Origin of the sequence: Streptomyces sp. NPDC059524, from assembly GCF_042749255.1 — a bacterium.
Lineage (GTDB): Bacteria > Actinomycetota > Actinomycetes > Streptomycetales > Streptomycetaceae > Streptomyces > Streptomyces xanthii.
This window is the reverse complement of the sequence record NZ_JBHYTK010000005.1, coordinates 18,212-36,439: the sequence shown is the minus strand read 5'-3', so window position 1 is coordinate 36,439 and position 18,228 is coordinate 18,212. Positions and strand designations below refer to the sequence as shown.

The window sequence follows — 18,228 nt, the reverse complement described above, 5'->3', positions numbered from 1 at the left end:
GGATTCACTCCCCGTCGGCCGCCAGCTCCCAGTCGAGCTGCCACAGCCGGAGCCCGTCGTCGCCCGCCGTCACCAAGTTCCGCAGATCGGGGGTGATCTCGAGATGGCGGACGTACTCCCGGTGCCCCTCCAGGACGTGCAGGCAGCGTCCGCTCGCGACGTCCCACATCCGTACGGTGCGATCGTGGCCCGCCGAGAACGCGAACCGCGCGTCGGGAGTGAACCGCACCGCGGAGACCCAGCCCACATGCCCCGCGAACTCACGTACGCAGTGCTCGCTCGCGGCGTCCCAGAGCCGGATCGGCTCGTCGCCCGCGCCGGAGGACGTGACCATGTGCGTGGACAGGGCCAGCCGGCCGTCGGCGCTGAGGCACGCGGACAGGATCGGTTCCCGCGGGCCCTTCCAGGTGCGCAGGTTCCGTCCGGCGACGAGGTCCCACAGGCCGACCACGCCGGTGCAGTCGCCGATCGCCGCCAGGCGGCCGTCGGCGGACGGTGAGATGACGTTGACCGGGCCTGCGGGACCGATGGCCGACACGCAGCGGTCCTCCTCCAGGTCCCAGCGGCGGACCGTGCCCTCCCTGCCGCCGAGCAGGGCGTGCCGTCCGTCGCCCGTGAACAGGACGGTCCGCGTCAGGTCCCAGTGCGGGGACACCTGACGGCGCCCGTCTCCGTCCAGTTGCCGGCGGGTGATCGCGTGCGGTCGGGTGCCGTAGCACAGCAGGTACCGGCCGTCGTCGCTCAGCGCCACCTCGGCGGCGCGGCTCGGGTGGTCCTCGATCACCCGGGTGCATTCCCCGCTGTCGAGGTCCCAGACGCGGAGAGTTCCGTCGCTCTGGCCGCTGACGGCTAGCCGGGCGTGGGCGGCCAGGCCGATCCCGGTGACGGATCCGTAGGGGAGCGGCCCGGCGTCGAGCGGTCGTGACCACGCGGCGCGGAGCGAGACGTGACGGGTCGATCGGCCCAGTTCCCGCCAGGCGGCCAGGACTTGGGGCGCCCGCTCGTACCCGGGGATCGCCCGCGCCCGGGTCAACAGGCCGAGGGCCGATCGGTGCCGCCCGACCGTCATCTCCCGGCGGGCCTCGGCGAGCAGATCTTCCGCCTGCCCGCTCAGTCCGCTGATCTCGGCGTACTCGCGCGGCTTGACCACGTGGGGCTCGGCGGCACACCCGCCGTCGGGCAGCCGCCAGCGGCGCGTGTGCAGGTCGGGGTGGTTGCCGACGGAGAAGCCGAACCGGTCGTCGGCGTCCGGGAAGCCGAGGTGACGCATACCGTGCCGGCCCGCGGAGAAGGTCCGCAGGCACCGGCCGCTGTCGACGTCCCAGACCCGTACGGTGTGATCGGCGCTCGAACCCGACAGCAGCCGCCGCCCACCGGGACCGAGAGCCAGGTGAAGGGCCGCGGTGGTGGAGCCGGTCAGGGTGCGGACCAGCCGGCCGTCCTCCACGTCCCACACCCGGACGGTCCCGTCGTCGGAGGCGACCGCGGCGAGGCGTCCGTCGGGACCGAAGCACAGCGCGGACGACGGAGAACCCGCGGGCAGCGCGCGGCACCGGCCGTCGGCCACGCTCCACAGCCGCGCCCCGTCCTCCTCGCCGGTGAGCACATGACGTCCGTCGGGGCTCACCTCGTACCGCGACCCGTCCAGCGACCCCTCGACGGCGACCCCCAGCGACCACCGGCAGGTGCCGGTCCGCGGTTCCCACACCTGGACATGCCCGTCCGCGCCGATCCACACGCCGATACGCGCGTCGGCGCTCAGCCGTACCGGGCACCCCCTCGGAGCGGCGGCCGCAGGGACGGCACGCTCGCACCTGCGGGCGTCCACGTTCCACCACCGCACCGTGCCGCCCTGCTCGACCGACAGCGCGTACGCGCCGTCGGGGGTCAGGTCGACGCCGATCAGCTCGGTGCCGCCGTTCATGAGCGCGGGCCGTGACGCGCCGGTGGCCGTGTCCCACAGGCGGAGCCCGCCGTCCCAGTGGCCGCTCAGCGCGAGCCGTCCGTCGGGGCTGAAACGGATCGGCAGATGCCCGGCGACCACGTGCCGGGCCAGGAGATCCACGGGTGGCGTCAGCCGGAACGGCTCGCCCAGCGCGCGGGTCTCGACGCGGCGGGCATCGGTCGCGCTCCCGCCAGCCGCGGCCCGCGTCGCCGCCCGGATCTCGGCGTCGCCGGGTCGTTCGCGCCCGAGGACGTCGAGGAGCTCGCGGGCGGCGATGACGTCTCCGCGCTCGAGATGCACACGGGCGATGTGCAGACGGGTCTGCCACGAGGACTCCGTGTCCTGCGGCAGCGCCTCCAGCCTCCCGACGAGCTCGACATCGGTGATCGTGCCCGTACGCCAGCTCAGCAGGCCCCCGTTGTACACGGCCCCGACGTGGTGCGGATCGACCGCGAGCGCCTCGGTGAAGGCCTGTCCGGCATCGGCGACCCGGTCGAGGTCGAGGAGCGAGAGACCGCGGTTGTTGAGCTCGTCGGCGCGGAGATCGGCGGCCTTCGGGGTGGGCCGCGGATATGCCGAGCCGGTCTCCTGTTCGTAGATCCCGGTCAGCACGTCCGCGATGTCCGCCATCGAGGGCGGCCGGTGGCCGGCGGACCGCCGCAGACAGCGGCGCAGCAGATTGGCCAGCTCCGGCGGCGCGGCGACCGGATTCGCGGCCGCGCCCAAGTACTCCTCCAGGGCCAGACCGGCGACCGAACCCGCCGACCAGCACGCGCGACCGGTGATCATCTCCAGCAACGACACCGCGAAGCTGTACACGTCGCTGCGCCTCCCGACGCTGCCGCCCGCGAGCTGCTCCGGAGACGCGTACGTGACCGTCATGCCGCCCCACGGCACCAACACGCTGACTCCCGGCGCCGATTCCGCCTCCCGCGGGACCACGGCGCCCTTCGACCGGGCGAGGCCGAAGTCGGTGATCTTCGCGGTGCCGTCGCCGTCGAGCAGGACGTTGGCCGGCTTCACGTCCTGATGTACGAGGCCCCGCCCATGGGAATGCTCGAGCCCGCGGGCCATCTGGACCGCCGTGTCGAGGACCCGGCCCAGGGCCTGCCGTGCGTCGCCGGCGTAGAGCCGCCCGTCGCGAATCCACTCGGCGAGGCTGCCACCCTCGACGAACTCGGCGAACACGCGCGGGGTGCCTTCTACTACGCGCACGTAGTGGCAGGCGCACACGTTCGGATGCAGCCCGAGCGACACCCAGGCCTCGGCCTCCCTGACGAACAGCTCCTGGTCCCCAGGTCCGCCGAACAAGTCGGGCCGCGGACTCTTCACCGCCATGTCGATGCCCCAGGCCAGATGCCGCACCCGGTGCACGACCCCCATGCCGCCCCGGCCCAGCTCCCCGACCACCCGGTACCGGCCGTCGACGTTGTCGCCGGCCGCCCAGACGGCGGCCGAGGAAGGTGCGTTCACTGCGGTACCCCCGTACTGACGACCGGCCGACCGCGCCCTGCCGCGGCGGCCGAAGGTCCCGTTGCCGCGGGGGAGCGAGGAACAGTATCTGACGTCGTCCGGATGCGCGTCGATGCGGGGGCGCAGCCGTCCGGCGCGCTGTGAACTCCTGTGTACGGAGGGGTGGTTGTCGGGCGGCAGAGGCGTTGCGGGCCCTTCCTCAGCGGGCGACCGCGGCCAGGTCCTCGGTGAGGAGGGACGGGTCGGCGAGCAGGGTGTGGTGGACCGTTTCCAGGAGGGGGAGTGCGGTGGTCGTCGTGGCCAGGGCCACATCCTTGGCGGCGAGAGCCACGGGGAAGTGGGAACCGGTGGCGAGCACCCGGCCGACCGCACCGCCGAGGGGGCCCGCGCCGAGCGTCCGCAGCGCCAGGTCGCGGGGCAGGCCGAGCGCTTCGGCGAGGGTGAGGCTCTCGGCGACGAGGGCGACGCCCGCGACCGCCGCGCTGATGAGGACCAGTTTGAGGGCGGCGCCGTCGCCGGGGCCGCCGCACGGGGTGACCGTGCCCAGCAGGGCGAGGACGTGCGCGACCGGTGCGGTGTCTCCGCCCGCGAGGATGAGCAGTTCGCCGGTGGCGGCCCGGTCGACGCTCCCCATGACGGGAGCGTCGATCAGGGTCACGCCCTCGGGGAGCCGCGCTGCGAGTTCCCGGCCGGTGTCCGGGCCGATGGTCGAGGTGTCGATCCAGTGCGTGCCCGGACGCAGGGCCGGGACCATCTCGTCGGCAACCGCTCGGGCGGCGTCCGGGTCGGCCAGCATGGTGATCACGACGTCGGCGTCCCGGACGGCCTCGGCGGGGTGCGCGGCGAGGACGGCACCTGCCTCGACGAGCGGCGCGGCCTTGGAAGCGGTGCGGTTCCAGACGGTGAGCGGGTGCCCGGCATCGAGGAGGCGGCGGGCCATGGGCAGGCCCATGGAGCCGAGGCCGAGAAAGGCGATCCTGTGCGGGGTGATGGTGGTGTCGGTGTCCATGGCGTCGACGCTAGATCCGGCCTACTCATGCGACAAGCGACTCTCTAGCATGGCTCTCATGCTCGTCACGCATGGTTTGTACGAGGCGTTCCTCGCCGTAGCCCGCACCGGGTCCTTCACCTCCGCCGCCCAGTCGCTCGGCTACACCCAGTCCGCGATCTCCCGCCAGGTGCGGTCACTCGAGGAGGACTGGGGAGCCGAACTGTTCGAGCGGCTGCCGCGCGGGGTGCGGCTCACCGAAGCGGGCCGTGTGCTGCTGCCGCACGCCGAGGCGGTACGCGACCGGCTCGCCGCCGCACGCGCCGAACTGACCGCGCTGCGCACGCTGGACGGCGGACTGCTGCGGCTCGGGGCGTTCTCCAGTGCGGCCGCCGCGCTCGTCCCGCGAGCCCAGGCGGCGTTCCGGAAGCGGCATCCGGGGGTGACGGTGACCCGGGTGGAAGGCCCGTCGGTGAAACACCTGGGGCTGGTCGCGGCCGGGGAGGAGGACCTGGCGGTCGTCAGCCCGGCGACGGACGCCGCCCCGCCGACCGGGGTGATGCTCCATCACCTCCTGGACGAGCCGATGCTGGTGGCTCTGGAACTCGGCCATCCGTACGCGGGACAACGGAACGTCCGCCTGGCCGACCTGGCCGAGGAGGAATGGATCGTCGGCAACGAGCGGCTGGAGGACACCCTCTTCCGCCCCGCGGTCGCGGCAGGCCTGCGCCCGCGCACGGGGCTGCTCGCGCACGACTGGATCGCCAAGCTGGGCGCGGTCGCGGCGGGCCTCGGCGTGACGCTCGTCCCGGCGCTCGCGGCGGCGTCCGTGCGACCGGACGTCGCACTCGTCACGATCCACCCGGACGACGTGCCCTACCGTCGGATCTGCGCGGCCGCACCCGGGGCGCCGACAGCGGCGGCCACGGCATTCCTGGCCCTGCTCCGGGAGACAGCCGACGAACTCCGGGCCGAACTTCCCTGATTTCACCTGTGGTGTGCGCCGTCGACCCGGCTAGAGTGCGGGCAGGTGACGCGATCAGGGGGCACGGTGGCCAAGGTCAACATCAGTCTCGACGCCGAACTCGTGGTGGAAGTCATGGTCCTGGCGGGGATCGGCTCACCTCAGGACGCGATCGAGGCGATCGTGCGGGACTACATCGCCCGTGGCCACCGCACGGAGGCCCGCACCGAACTCAAGGACCAGTCTCTGCGCGAGGTCGACGTCAAACCGCAAGAGCCCCAGGGCTGAACTCCCTGACGTGGTAGGCACCGAGGAAACACGCCTGGTCGTGCTCCGTGGCAACAGCGCCTCGGGGAAGTCGTCCGTCGCCGCCGGCCTGCGCGAGAGGTTCGGCCGCAACCTCGCGATCGTCGGACAGGACAACCTCCGCCGGACCGTCCTGCGCGAGCGCGACCGGCCCGGCGGAGCGAACATCGGCCTCATCGATCTCACGGCCCGCTATGCCCTGGACAGCGGCTTCCACGTCGTCGTCGAGGGCATCCTGTACGCCGACCGCTACGGGCAGATGCTGCAGGACCTGGTCCGGGCCCACCGTGGTGTCACGCGCTGCTACTACCTTCACGTCCCCTTCGAGGAGACGGTGGCGCGTCACGCGACGAAGGCCGACGCCGAGTACCTGAAGCACGTGACGGAAGCCCATCTGCGCGACTGGTACCGCGAGAAGGACCTCCTGCCCGACGCACTGGAGACCGTCATCGACGCCGCCAGTGGCCTGGACGACACGGTGCACCGGATCCTGTCCGACACCGGGTTGGACCAGGTGGCGCCGATCGACCGCTGACACGGAGACCGGGGTCTTCCCTGATCACCGTCGGCCAAGGTCCGTCGGTGTCGGCCCGGCGCAGGCGTCGGCGATGGCCTTCGTGTCCCAGTAGAAGGGACGGACCTCCGTGATCCGCCCGTCCTCGACCGTGATCGTCTGCAGGACGGGAAAGCTGAGTTCGCGGCCGGTCGCGCGAGCGCGAGCACGGACTTGTGTGAGGACGACCGCGGTCTCACCGGTGGCAAGGAACTCCTGCTCCACCAAGTCGAACGACTCCCACACCTCCTTCATCGCGAGGAAGAACCGCGTCATGCCGTCGTGGCCGCGCCACGTGCCTCCGTAGGGCAGGGCGTCCGCCTGGTGCAGTTCGACGTCCTGCGCGAAGAAGGGCGCGAGCAGATCGAACGAGGCTTCGCCCGGTCCTCCCGCCTTCAGGTACTCGGCCTCAGCCGCGTACATGCTGTTGAGCACTGACACGGACTCCGTAGTGGATGACATCGCCATGCCGTCAGCATGCGCGGCGCGGTGGGACCTGGCTGGCGGCCATCAGACGTCGCGCTGCGGCTCGGCGGCCGGCAGGAGCTGGATCAGGCCGACCCAGTGCCGCTCGTCCGCCTTCGCGTGAGTGGCCCGGACCCTCCAGCGGCCGGCCGGCAGCGGGACCGGCGCCTGCGCGGGCGTCCCGCCCCCCGGATACTCGATGCCCAGGTCGGGGCCCGCTTCGGCGGAGTCCATCAGCACGGCCGGGCCGTCCGAGGTCCACGTGCCGCAGTCCTCCCACTCGGTGGCCGGGTCCGCGAGGACAACCTCCGCCGCGGCCATCAGCCCGGCCTCGGACCCGGCGGCAAGCCACCGCAGGAAGGCTCGGTGCTCGGGCAGATAGCAGCTGGTGGAGGGTTCGTCCGCCAAGACCAGTGCCTGCGCACCGCTCTCGCCGACGGCGATCACTCCGGCCAGTTCGTCCACCGCGCAGGCCCGGTCGTAGTCGTCAGGAGCGATGGCGTCTCCCGCCATGACCCCGCTCTCCGTGCATCCTCGCCATGCAGTCAGCGCGGAGAGGGGAATGACGATCAAGGGCCCGCCCATCGACTCCACCCATGCGCGGGTGGCGTGGGGCACGTCGATCGCTGTGGACTCGGAGACACTCATGCCGTCAGTGTGCCGGTGCCCACTGACAGTTCCTGAGTCACCCCTTGGCGCCAGGCGACCAGCCGTGGTCACCCCTGTGCCGGCGGCGGTCCGGCTGTTCGGACCGAGTGGGGGCGGGCGCGTAGTTCGGGCAGACGGGCGCACTCCTGCGCTTCGGCCAGGCTCTCGTCCAGAGTCAGCAGGGAGAGGAGCCGCACCGGCCGCCCGGCGGAGGCAGCCGCCTCCAGCTTGTGGTGGCCGTCCAGGAGGAAGTGGGTCAGGCCCCAGTGCGCGGAGTAGTCGTCGCCCAGGTCGACGGCGGGCCGGCACACGTCCAGGGTCGAGATCGTCACCGCCGTGGGAACCGTGCCCGCCTCCATGGATGCCACGTACTCCTCGACGCGGTGCCTCTCGTTCCATGTCGGGGGAACCATCGGTACGACGAACTCGTACAGGTGGGCGTCGGCGTCGACCGCGGTCTCGAAGGTCCGGTAGTAGGGCGTGTGCGGGTACTCGGGCAGACCCCAGAACTGGTCGATCCCCCATGTCGCGACCTGCTCCCCGCTGAAGTAGTCACCGTCCTTGCCCGGGACGACCAGCCGGGGCTCCACGCTCAGGAGCAGCGGGAGGTACTCCCCCTCCGGCAGCAGCGCGCCGAACGCGTCGAGCACACCGCTGTCGCCCGGGTCGTCCAGTGCGCCGGTGAGTCGTTCCTGCATGCTCTCCAGCGACAGCTTCTCTCGCGCGGCCTCCAGCCGGCGGAACAGCAGCGGGCACGTGCCGCAGTAGAAGCTGAGCTCGAAGGCGGGCTCGTCGTCGACCATGAGCAGACGTCGCCGCGGCCCACCGCCGAGCTCCTGCAGTTCCGTCCCGAAGTCCAGCCGTGCCTCGGAGGCGACCACACCGAGCTTGCGGGGCTCGCCCGCTCTGATCATCACGCAGCGACCGTACGGGAGGCCGTGGGTGAACCGCGACTCCTGCGAGGCCGACGTTCACGGGGAACCGGTGCGGCTGCTCGCTTGCCGTAGTGACCCGTTCTCGCCGAACGCCAGTGGGAGGAAGCGTTCGGCCATGCGGCGATAGCCGGCCGGGTTGGGGTGCAGGCCGTCGGGGAGGTCGAGGGTGTCGGCCGGGCCGAACAGGGTCGTGCCGTGCAGGAGGTGGAGCGCGGTGTCGCCGGCCCGGCGCCGGAGGGCGACCCCCTGTTCCAGGAGGTGGCGGATGCGGCGCAGGGTGAGGGAGCCCGTGGCGAGGTGCTCGGGGCGTTCGGCGGCATGGAAAAGGTGGTCGGGGCCGAACGGGGTGGGGCCGGGGCGGTCTTCGACGGCCGGGCAGATGAGCGGGGTGATCACGAGGACCGGGGTGTCGGGGTGGCCCTCGCGCAGGGTGTCGAGGAAGCCGTGGAAGGCGGACAGGAACGCGCGTTCACGCATGCTGTCGAGGTTGACGACGTTGATGCCGAGTTCCAGGCTGATCGCCGCGGCGGGTAGGTCCCGTATGGTGCGCGCCATGAACTGATCGAGGTGGCAGTGCCCGCCGAGGCCCAGATTCGTGAGGGACAGACCGGCGGCGCGGGCCACGATCGCCGGCCAGGCGCCCGTCGGCCGGTCCGCTTCGGAGCACTGGCTGACGGAACTGCCGTGATGCACCCACAGCGGGCCCGCCGCCGGTGCGGGCCGCAGTGAGGCACCGGCGGGGACGCGTACGTCGAGCAGCCGCAGCGCCGAGGAGACGGGCAGCCACACCTCGACCCGGCGTTCGACTCCGGGCTCGCCCAGATCGAGCCGCAGGGTCTCGGGGCCGGCCGGATGCGTCCGCGTGGCACGGGTGCGCAGGTCGATGACCAGGACCGTCTCCCGCGTGGTGCGCACGGCCTCCCGCAGGGCCCCGTCGACGACGACGTCCACGGCGGTGCCGGGTGAGGACATGCCCTGCACGACGAGATGCGTCAGGTCGACGTCGAGCTCCAGGACCGCCGCGTCGGTGAGCGCCTCGATGCGCACACCCGACGGCACCGTACTCATGAAGTCCAGTGTGGGATCCGCCAGTTGGGCGCGGGCGGCGGCCGGGACCCGGTGGAAGGCCACGCCCGTGCCGTCGGCCGCGGTCTCGACGGCGCCGGTCACACACTCCAGCGCCAGGTTCAGAACCGAACGCATCGCGTACCCCGCCCCTTTCGGGCGCCTGCCCCGTCGACGCCCCCGCACCGCTGCCCGTTCAACGCTTCAGCCCCGAGAGGACCAGCTCGGCGAGCTCGGCGCCGATCTCCGCCGGTGACTTGCTTCCCCCGGGCCGGTACCACGTGTGCATCGAGTTGGTGAAGCCGAAGACCGACCAGGACACCACTTCCGGGGACGCCGGCGAGGCGAACGACCCGGCCTGCTGCCCCTCCCGCACGATGGCGCGAAAACGCTCCTGGTAGTGCCGCCACTGCTCCTCCAGTGCCTGCCAGTGCGGGGAGTCGGACCGCCCGCCCTTGGCGAAGACGGCCGACTCCTTGGCGCCGGCCGCCGTGAGGACCACCAGGTCCACGACGACCTCCCGCAGGGTCCGCTCCGGGTCGTGCCCCTGGGCCAGGATCCGTTCCAGGGACTCCAGTTCACGGCCGAAGACCCTGCCGTAGATCTCGAAGAGGATCTCGTCCTTCGACGCGAAGTAGTGGTACAGCGCGCCCTTGGTCACGCCCGCCTTGGACACGATCTCCTGGACGCCGGTCGCGTCGAATCCCTTGGCGGCGAACAGATCAAGGGCCACGTCGAGGATGCGTCTGCGCACCTCGGGGTCGGAAACCTTCGGCCTGCCCATCGCTCTCCTCCGGCTGGTGACTCAGGGGCGGTACGTGCGAAGCACAGCACATCCCGGCCACGGAATTTTGTCAATGCCGACCGGTTGGTATTGAAACGGATGCGTGCTAGAAATTCGGCCATGTTCACGACGCCGCTCGAGATCACGGGCCCGCTCCGGACCCCGCGCAACCTGCTGCTCGACCAGACCTACGGGGATCACGCGGGCATCCACGACCCCGCCACCGCACAGCGGTTGGGCGTCGCGGGAGCGGCGGTCGAGGGGCCCACACACTTCAGCCAGTACGACCCTCTGGCGGCCCGGATGTGGGGCGAGCGGTGGTTCTCCTCCGGTTGTCTCAGCGCCCACTTCGAGGCCATCTGCCTCGACGGCGAGCGGACTCGGGCGACCGCCGCCTTCACCGGAGACCGGGCCCTGATCCACACCACGAAGGAGGACGGGACGCGCGTCCTGTCCGGCACCGCGACCCTCGGCGACGAACCGACCGCCCTGGACGAGCGGCTGGCCGAGCTGCGCCCCCTGCACCGGCCCGTGATCTTCGAAGTGTGGAAGCCGGGCCGCAGGGGCGCGCGGCCCGAACGCGTCCGGATGGGCCCCGACACCCACATGGGAGACCTCTATCCGTTCACGCTGAACCGCAAGCTGGAGACGATCACCGAGACCAGCTCCTGGTACAGCGGCCCGGACAACCCCTGGGGCCGGCCGATCGTGCCGCTGGAGATGATCAGCGTGCTCGCGATGTCCACTTGGGCCGAGTCCGGCCTGGTCAAGGCCGAGCCCACCGTCGGGCTCTTCCTCGACCTCCAGATCAAGCTCCTCGCCGGCCCCGTGTTCGTGGACGAGCCCTACGTGCTGGAGCGCGAGGTGGTGGCGCTGGGGGAGACCCGCAGAACCGAGACGGCGTGGGTACGGACCACCGTCACCTGTGAGTCGACCGGGTCCACCGTCGCCGAAGTCCTCCTCCACCAGGGCGTGTTCAAGGAGTCCTACCCGGACTACCCGGACTACCCGGGCTCCCCGGGCTCCCCGGGCTTCCCGGGCTCCCCGGGTTCTGCGGGCCACCCGGACGTCCCGGGTGACATACCGGACGGGGCCTTCTGATGCACCGAATGAGCGCCTTGCAGCAGGCCGCCGCGATCCGGGCCGGTGAGCTGAGCCCCGTGGAGCTGGTCGAGCACTACCTGGGCCGGATCGAACGCCTCGACCAGCGGGTCGGCGCGTTCTCCCACGTGGCGGCCGACCAGGCTCGGGCCGCGGCCCGAGCAGCGGAGAAGCGGCTGACCGGGCGGCGCGGCGCGGCGGAGCTGCCACCCCTGTTCGGCGTTCCCACCGCCGTCAAGGACCTCACCGCCACCAGCGACATGCCGACCACCTTCGGCTCGGCCGCCTTCAAGGGGTTCACACCGCCCGTCGAGGCGCACGTCGTCCGGCTGTTGCGCGAGGCGGGCACCATCAGCCTGGGCAAGCTGAACGCCGCCGAGTTCGGTTTGTCTCCCTACACCGACACCTACGCGGGATCCTCGCGCACACCCTGGGACCTCACCCGCACCGCCGGCGGATCCAGCGGCGGGTCCGGCACGGCCGTCGCCGCCGACCTGGTGCCCTTCGCCCACGGCAACGACGCGGGCGGATCCGTCCGCATCCCGGCGAGCGTGTGCGGGGTCTTCGGCTTCAAGCCGTCCCGGGGCCGGATCAGCAACGGCCCCCTCGCGCCGGACCCGGTCATCCAGCTGTGCCAGGGCCCGCTGACGCGCACGGTCGCCGACGCGGCGGCCCTGCTCGACGCGATGGCGGGACCTCAGCCCGGCGACCTGTTCTGGGCGCCGCCGCTGCCCGACGGCGACAGCTTCCTCGAGCGGTCCGCACGGGAGCCCGCACCGCTGCGCATCGGCCGGTTCCATCACCCCGGCAGCGACGAGCTCCACGTCCACCCGGACGTCGTCGCCGCCTACGAGCAGGCCACCGAGCTCCTGGTCGCCCTCGGGCACGAGGTCGAGGATATCGATCCGCCGTTCGGGCCCGCGATGGTCGAGGAGTTCCAGGACGTGTGGTCCGTACGCTCCCTGCGTGTGCCGGTCACGGACGAGGACCTGCTGCTTCCGCTCACCCGGTACTGGCGGGAGCGGGGCCGGACCGTCAGCTCCGAGCGGTTCCTCGGCGCACTGCAGGACATCCAGCTGCGCGCCACCCGGGCGATGGTCGACGCGCACCGGTTCGACGCGGTCCTGAGTCCGACCCTGGCGCTGCCTCCGCAACGCCCGGAGTGGTTCAAGGAACTCGGCCCGGCGACCGACCTGAGGCGGCAATTCATGGCTTCGCCGTACGCCGCCGCGCAGAACGTGACCGGTCAGCCGTCGGCGAGTCTGCCGCTGCACTGGTCCGCCCAGGGGCTGCCGATCGGCGTCATGCTCACCGGCCGTCTGGGGGAGGACGCGGAACTCCTCGCCCTGTGCGCCCAGTTGGAGGCGGCCAAGCCCTGGGCCGGACGCAGACCCCCTCTCTGAACCACGCCTCGATCGATCCCGAAAGCACGGAAGCACGGAAGCACCGAAGCACCGAAGCGCCGAAGCGCCCAAGCGCCCAAGCGCCGAAGAGCCCAGGCACCGCATGACCGCTTCACCCCATTACTGCTTCACCGCTTCACCGCATCACCGCCTTGTCGGAGCACCGCAATACCGACAGCACGTACCCGCACACCCCGTGGTCGCGCACCCGCGCAGGCGCACTATCCAGGAGGCACCCCATGGCACGTGTTCCACTCACCCTCGGCGTCTGCACCCTCGCACTCGGCCTCGCCGCGACGGGCTGCACCACATCGGGCGACGAAACCGGCGGCAAGGACGGCGGCAAGAAGGTCAAGGTCTCCATCGCCACGTCCTCCGACCCGACCAGCCTGGACCCCCAACTGGGGACCGTCGCCGCCGACTTCGTCTTCGCCCGCATGCTCGACGACCAGCTGGTCCGCCGCGACGACAAGGGAAAGATCATTCCCGGCCTCGCCTCCCGGTGGAAGGCCGACGCGAAGTCGGCCGAGTTCACGCTCCGCCCGGACGCCAAGTGCACCGACGGCACCAAGGTCACCGCGTCCGGCGTCGCGAAGGTCCTGACCCGGTTCGCCGACCCGGCGACCAAGTCGACCGCCGCGAGCCAGGTCTTCGGCCCCGGCGCCAAGGTCACCGCCACCGGCGACGACGCGACCGGCACCGTTTCCGTGAAACTCGACAAGCCCTGGTCCGACCTGCTCTACGGCCTGGCCCTGCCCCAGGCCGGCATCGTCTGCCCGGCCGCCCTCGACAAGCCGGAGCTGCTCAAGTCCGGGAAGAAGGGCGCGGGCACCGGCGCGTACTACATCGAGTCCGCCGAGCCCGGAGCCCGGTACACACTGAGTGCGGTCAAGGGATACACGGGCTGGGCGACGTACAAGAACATGCCCGAGGGCACGGTCCCGGACGTCGTGGAGATGCCCGTCATCCAGTCCGAAGCCACGATGGCGAACAACCTCGCCGCCGGCACCCTCGACTACGCGGCCTTCACCGGCCCGGATGTCGCGAGGTTCGTGAAGAACGACAAGTTCACGATCACGCCCGCGCCCATCGTCCGGATGATGGTCGTGTTCAACGAGCGCAAGGGCCACCCGGGCGCCGACGCGAAGGTCCGCGAGGCAGTCGCCCGGACCCTCGACCGCAAGGCGTTCAACCGGGCCGTCACCCGCGGCAGCGGAACTCTGATGAGCAGCATCACCGACGCGAGTGTGCCGTGCGCCAACAAGGACGAGTCCCTGCTCGCGAAGCCGGACCCGGCCGCCGCCAAGGACGTACTCAAGGGCATGAAGATCAAGCTCGTCGGCACCAACGCCGTCGCGTCCGGATCCGGCAACGAGTACGTCCAGGCCGCGCTCAAGGCCGCGGGCGCCGAGGTGTCCCTGCGCAACGCCGACAGCGCCACCTGGGGCAACGACGTCATCAGCAACAAGGGCGACTGGGACCTCACCGTCCTGCCCAACCTCAACCTCACCAACCTGCTGACCACCCCGGCCAGCCTCTTCGCCGGCCCCGGCCCGGCCGACGGAGGCCGCAACTTCCCCGGCACCCACAACAAGGACTTCGAGCAGGGCTTCGGCGCGGCGATGGCAACCACCGACCAGTCGGCCAAGTGCGCCGCCTGGGACAAGGCGCAGAAGGCGCTGCTCACCGGCTTCGACGTGGTGCCGATGGCGACCGTGAACCTCAACTACACCACCGCCGCCCGCATCTCCATCGCCGCCCCCGACGGCCTGCTCGCCCCGGAGACCGTGCGCGTCGTCGCCCCGTGACCCCCAAGCCGTAGCCCCCCAGGCCGCAGCCCCCAAGCCGCAGCACCCAGGCCGTAGCACCCGCCCCGGCCGGGGCCCCGCCGCCCCGGCCGGTTCTCCGCCCCAAGTGAGGAGAGTCGTGGAGACTCCCACCGCATCCCCGAACGCGGCCACGCCGAAGCCCGCCGGCTCCCCGTGGCCGCGGTTCCTGCTCGGCCGTCTCGCCGGCCTCGCGGGTGTGCTCGTCACGCTGGTCGTCGGCACGTTCCTCATCGTCCAGCTCATCCCGGGCGACCCCGCCCAGGTCATGGCCGGACCCGACGCCGGCCCGGCCCGGATCGAACAGATCCGGCACGCGCAAGGGCTGGACCAGCCGCTGCTCACCCAGTTCCTGCACTACGCGAGCGGCCTGCTGCACGGCGATCTCGGCACGTCCTTCTCCAGCGGGCTGCCGGTCTCCGGCCTCATCACCGACCGGCTTCCCTTCACCGCAGAGATCGCCCTGCTCGCGGTCGTGATCGCCCTCGCCGTCAGCATCCCCCTGGGCATGGCCGTCGCCGTGGCCTGCTGGGGCGACCGCCGCAGGACCCTGGACACCGCGTTCACCTCGGTGACCTCGATCCTGGGCTCCGTCCCCGAGTTCGTGCTCGCCACCCTGCTCATCATGCTCTTCGCGATCAAGCTCAAGATGCTGCCGCCGTCCGGCGCCGCCACCCTCGACGCGATGATCCTGCCGGTCCTCGCCCTGACCATCGCGCCCATCTGCACCCTGGCGCGCGTCGTCCGCCGCGAGACCGCGACCGTCCTGGCCATGGAGTACATGCGCACCGCCCGCGGCCGCCGCCTCAGCGCGCTGCGGCTCTACGCACGCCATGCCCTGCCCAACCTGATGACCAGCACCCTCACGCTCGGCGGCCTGATCCTCACCGGGCTGCTCGGCGGCGCGGTCATCGTCGAGTTCGTCTTCGCCTGGCCCGGCCTCGGCACCGGAGTGCTCGACGCCCTCGTCAAACGCGACTACCCGGTGATCCAGGGCGTCGTCCTCGTGCTCGGTGTCCTGGCCACCCTCCTCAACCTCCTCGTGGACGTCGTCCTCGGCCTCCTCGACCCCCGCAGCCTCCGCGGAAAGGCGGGCGACGCATGATGAAGAAGCTGCGCAGATCACCTGTGCTGACCCTCGGCCTCGCCGGACTCGCCCTCTTCGTGGTCCTCGCCGCCGTCGCCCCCGCGGTCTGGGGCGACCGCGCCGGCACCCTCACCGACCAGACCCATCTGCCGGCCTCCGCCGCGCACTGGTTCGGCACCGACGCGCTCGGCCGGGACATCTTCGCGCGCACCATGGTCGCCACCCGGCTCACCCTGCTCATGTGCCTGGCGACCACCGCCATCGCCGCGCTGGGCGGCATCGGCTTCGGCGCGGCCATCTGGGTGGCCGGCCCGCGCGTACGGACACTCGGGCAGCGCCTCATCGACGTACTGATCTCCTATCCCAGCGTCATCTTCGCCCTCGCCCTGGTCGCGATCCTCGGCCCCGGCGCCGTCACCTCCGTCGTCGCGATCGGCCTGGCGACCTGCCCCGCGTTCGCCCGCCTCACCACCAACCTCGCCGCGTCCATCGCGGGACGGGACTTCGTCTCCACCGCACGGCTGCTCGGCGTGTCCCCGGCCCGGCTGCTGCGCCGCCACATCCTGCCGAACATCGCCGAGCCGCTGCTCGTGCTCCTCGCCGTCGCCTTCACCGTCTCCCTGAAGGCACTGTCGGGGCTGTCGTTCCTCGGGGTCGGCGTGCAGGCGCCGGACTACGACTGGGGATCGGTGCTCAACAAGGGCCTCGAAGGCATCTACCTCAACCCGTGGCCCGCGCTCGGTCCCTCCCTCGTCATCATTCTCGCGGGACTCGCCGGCGGACTGACCGGCGACGGACTGGCCGCCGCGATCAACCCGTCGGCCGGCCGAAAGCGCGGCTACCGCGCCACGATCGAGGCGGTCACCAGCGCACCGCCACCCAGTGACGCACTCGCCGTGGCCGACCACCTCAGCGTCGTCCTGCCGGACGGCACCCGCCTCGTCGACGACATCTCGTTCACCGTCGAGCCGGGCGAAGTCCTCGGCCTGGTCGGCGAATCGGGCTCCGGCAAGAGTCTGACCGCGATGGCCCTGGCCCGCCTCCTGCCCGACGACCTCACCGCGGTGGCCGGCACCCTCAGGGTCGGCGACCTCGACCTCACCGGCCGGCCACCGGCCGCACGCCTGGCCACCGAGATCGGCATCGTCCACCAGGACCCGTCGGCCTCGTTCAACCCCACGCTCAGACTCGGCGGACAGCTCACCGAAGCCCTGCGTGTCCACGGCCGCACACCCCGCAGGGCCGCCGCCCGCCAGGCCGCCGAACGACTCGCCGCGGCCCGCGTGACACTCCCCGAACAACGGCTCAAGCAGTACGCCCACGAACTGTCCGGCGGCATGCGCCAGCGCGCCATGATCGCCTCGGCGCTGCTCACCTCGCCGAAACTCCTCATCGCCGACGAGCCCACCACCGCGCTCGACGTCACCGTGCAGGCTGAGGTCCTCGGCCTGCTCCGCGAGGCAAACGAGAACGACGGCACGACCATCCTGCTGATCTCCCACGACGTCGGCGTCATCTCCGCCGTCTGCGACCGGGTCCTCGTCATGTATGCGGGCCGCATCGTCGAGGCCCTGACCGTCGAGCGGCTCCGCGCCGGCGACGCCGACCACCCGTACACGCAGGCACTGCTCGCCGCCACGCCCACCCTCCACTCCGCCGTCGACGAACCCCTCGCCTCCCTGCCAGGCCGGCCCCCGCACCCCGCCGACCGCCCCACCGGCTGCGCCTTCGCCCCGCGCTGCCCCCGCGCCCGCCGGCAATGCAGCGACGAAGAGCCCCTTCTGACACCCACCGGCACCACCGGGGCAGCCGCCTGTCACGCACTCACCTGGGACAAGGAGCAGGTCGGATGACCGAGCCACTACTGCGGATCCAGGACCTGGACGTCACGTTCGGACGCCACCGCGTGCTCCGGCAGGTCGGCCTCACCGTGCCCGCGGGCCGGACCGTCGGCCTCGTCGGCGAGTCGGGCTCCGGGAAGTCGACCCTCGCGAAAGCCGTCGTCGGTCTCGTCAGGCCCGCCGCCGGCCGCATCCTGCTGGACGGCGTGGACATCACCCACACCCGGCGCACCGTCGCCGAACGCCGCCGCGTCCAGCTGATCCCACAGGACCCGTACGCCTCCCTGAACCCGCGGATGACCGTCGGCGAGACCCTCGCCGAAGCCCTCGACCCGCGCCGCGCCGACAGGAAGAAGCACCGGGCGGACATCGAGGCGCTCCTCAACCGCGTGGCCCTGGACGGCGAGGCCGCCGCACGCCACCCCCGGGCGTTCTCCGGCGGACAGCGCCAACGCATCGCCATAGCAAGGGCGTTGGCGGTCCGGCCGGCCCTGATCGTCGCGGACGAGATCACCTCCGCACTGGACACCTCCGTCCAGGCCGAAGTGCTCGGCGTCCTGCGCGAACTGCGCGCCGAACTCGACCTGACGATGCTGTTCATCTCCCACGACCTGGCCGTGGTCCGGCACGTCTGCGACGAAGTGGCCGTGCTGCGCCACGGAACCCTGGTCGAAGCGGCGCCCCGCGACACCCTGTTCACGAACCCGCAACACGCGTACACGAGACGGCTGCTCGACAGCGTCCCGAGCACAGGGGAAAGGGGGCGCGCGCGGGGGTTTGACCGAGGGGGGGGGGGGGGGGGGTGGAGGGCGCGGGGGGGGGCCGCGGGGGGGGGGGGCGGGAG

At 71.9% G+C, this 18,228-nt stretch carries 16 protein-coding genes; 9 read left to right on the top strand and 7 right to left on the bottom strand.

Features of this window, described 5'->3' with window-relative positions; translation table 11 throughout:
- Nucleotides 1-4: 4 nt before the first annotated feature.
- Nucleotides 5-3,418 carry a protein kinase gene (locus ACFW9D_RS02210; RefSeq protein WP_384616792.1) on the bottom strand — a complete coding sequence of 1,138 codons (3,414 nt, stop codon included), beginning with the start codon at nucleotides 3,416-3,418 and terminating at the stop codon, nucleotides 5-7.
- A 199-nt stretch (nucleotides 3,419-3,617) separates the two neighbouring features.
- On the bottom strand, nucleotides 3,618-4,427 hold the full coding sequence (locus ACFW9D_RS02205; RefSeq protein ID WP_384616790.1) for an NAD(P)-dependent oxidoreductase: 810 nt from the start codon (nucleotides 4,425-4,427) through the stop codon (nucleotides 3,618-3,620).
- A gap of 58 nt (nucleotides 4,428-4,485) precedes the next feature.
- On the opposite strand from ACFW9D_RS02205, the gene ACFW9D_RS02200 reads away from it, so the two are divergent.
- The 3 genes from ACFW9D_RS02200 (at nucleotide 4,486) to ACFW9D_RS02190 (ending at nucleotide 6,211) form a co-directional block, all read left to right on the top strand.
- Entirely contained in the window at nucleotides 4,486-5,391 is a 906-nt protein-coding gene (locus ACFW9D_RS02200) for a LysR family transcriptional regulator (protein ID WP_384616788.1), read from the top strand.
- 66 nt (nucleotides 5,392-5,457) lie between these two features.
- Nucleotides 5,458-5,658 (top strand): DUF2191 domain-containing protein, encoded by a 201-nt coding sequence (locus ACFW9D_RS02195; RefSeq protein WP_384616919.1) that lies wholly within the window; start codon nucleotides 5,458-5,460, stop codon nucleotides 5,656-5,658.
- Between the two features lie 40 nt (nucleotides 5,659-5,698).
- A complete protein-coding gene (locus ACFW9D_RS02190; RefSeq protein WP_384616786.1) occupies nucleotides 5,699-6,211 on the top strand; it encodes an AAA family ATPase in 513 nt (170 codons plus the stop codon).
- A gap of 24 nt (nucleotides 6,212-6,235) precedes the next feature.
- On the opposite strand, the gene ACFW9D_RS02185 is transcribed toward ACFW9D_RS02190, so the two are convergent.
- The 5 genes from ACFW9D_RS02185 to ACFW9D_RS02165 all read right to left on the bottom strand — a co-directional run bounded on the left by ACFW9D_RS02185 (nucleotide 6,236) and on the right by ACFW9D_RS02165 (nucleotide 10,126).
- Nucleotides 6,236-6,697: a nuclear transport factor 2 family protein gene (locus tag ACFW9D_RS02185; protein WP_384616784.1), complete on the bottom strand. Its 462-nt coding sequence runs from the start codon at nucleotides 6,695-6,697 to the stop codon at nucleotides 6,236-6,238.
- Nucleotides 6,698-6,739: 42 nt separating this feature from the next.
- The gene (locus ACFW9D_RS02180; protein WP_384616782.1) at nucleotides 6,740-7,342 is read right to left on the bottom strand and encodes an Imm21 family immunity protein; all 603 of its coding nucleotides are present in this window, start codon (nucleotides 7,340-7,342) and stop codon (nucleotides 6,740-6,742) included.
- A 68-nt stretch (nucleotides 7,343-7,410) separates the two neighbouring features.
- On the bottom strand, nucleotides 7,411-8,256 hold the full coding sequence (locus tag ACFW9D_RS02175; RefSeq protein WP_384616917.1) for a hypothetical protein: 846 nt from the start codon (nucleotides 8,254-8,256) through the stop codon (nucleotides 7,411-7,413).
- A gap of 57 nt (nucleotides 8,257-8,313) precedes the next feature.
- Nucleotides 8,314-9,480 carry a GDSL-type esterase/lipase family protein gene (locus ACFW9D_RS02170; RefSeq protein WP_384616780.1) on the bottom strand — a complete coding sequence of 389 codons (1,167 nt, stop codon included), beginning with the start codon at nucleotides 9,478-9,480 and terminating at the stop codon, nucleotides 8,314-8,316.
- A gap of 58 nt (nucleotides 9,481-9,538) precedes the next feature.
- A complete protein-coding gene (locus tag ACFW9D_RS02165; protein ID WP_384616778.1) occupies nucleotides 9,539-10,126 on the bottom strand; it encodes a TetR/AcrR family transcriptional regulator in 588 nt (195 codons plus the stop codon).
- A 120-nt stretch (nucleotides 10,127-10,246) separates the two neighbouring features.
- Here ACFW9D_RS02165 and ACFW9D_RS02160 point away from each other — a divergent pair, with 120 nt between their 5' ends.
- The 6 genes from ACFW9D_RS02160 to ACFW9D_RS02135 form a co-directional block, all read left to right on the top strand.
- Nucleotides 10,247-11,227 carry a collagen-like protein gene (locus tag ACFW9D_RS02160; protein ID WP_384616776.1) on the top strand — a complete coding sequence of 327 codons (981 nt, stop codon included), beginning with the start codon at nucleotides 10,247-10,249 and terminating at the stop codon, nucleotides 11,225-11,227.
- 8 nt (nucleotides 11,228-11,235) lie between these two features.
- Nucleotides 11,236-12,630: an amidase gene (locus tag ACFW9D_RS02155; RefSeq protein WP_384616774.1), complete on the top strand. Its 1,395-nt coding sequence runs from the start codon at nucleotides 11,236-11,238 to the stop codon at nucleotides 12,628-12,630.
- Nucleotides 12,631-12,869: 239 nt separating this feature from the next.
- On the top strand, nucleotides 12,870-14,438 hold the full coding sequence (locus ACFW9D_RS02150; protein ID WP_384616773.1) for an ABC transporter substrate-binding protein: 1,569 nt from the start codon (nucleotides 12,870-12,872) through the stop codon (nucleotides 14,436-14,438).
- A gap of 118 nt (nucleotides 14,439-14,556) precedes the next feature.
- The gene (locus ACFW9D_RS02145) at nucleotides 14,557-15,561 is read left to right on the top strand and encodes an ABC transporter permease (protein WP_384616771.1); all 1,005 of its coding nucleotides are present in this window, start codon (nucleotides 14,557-14,559) and stop codon (nucleotides 15,559-15,561) included.
- The gene (locus tag ACFW9D_RS02140) at nucleotides 15,558-17,396 is read left to right on the top strand and encodes a dipeptide/oligopeptide/nickel ABC transporter permease/ATP-binding protein (RefSeq protein ID WP_384616769.1); all 1,839 of its coding nucleotides are present in this window, start codon (nucleotides 15,558-15,560) and stop codon (nucleotides 17,394-17,396) included. Before ACFW9D_RS02145 ends, ACFW9D_RS02140 begins: the two co-directional genes overlap by 4 nt.
- The coding region (locus tag ACFW9D_RS02135; RefSeq protein WP_384616768.1) for an ABC transporter ATP-binding protein at nucleotides 17,393-18,228 on the top strand (836 nt) is incomplete at its 3' end. The genes ACFW9D_RS02140 and ACFW9D_RS02135, both read left to right, overlap by 4 nt.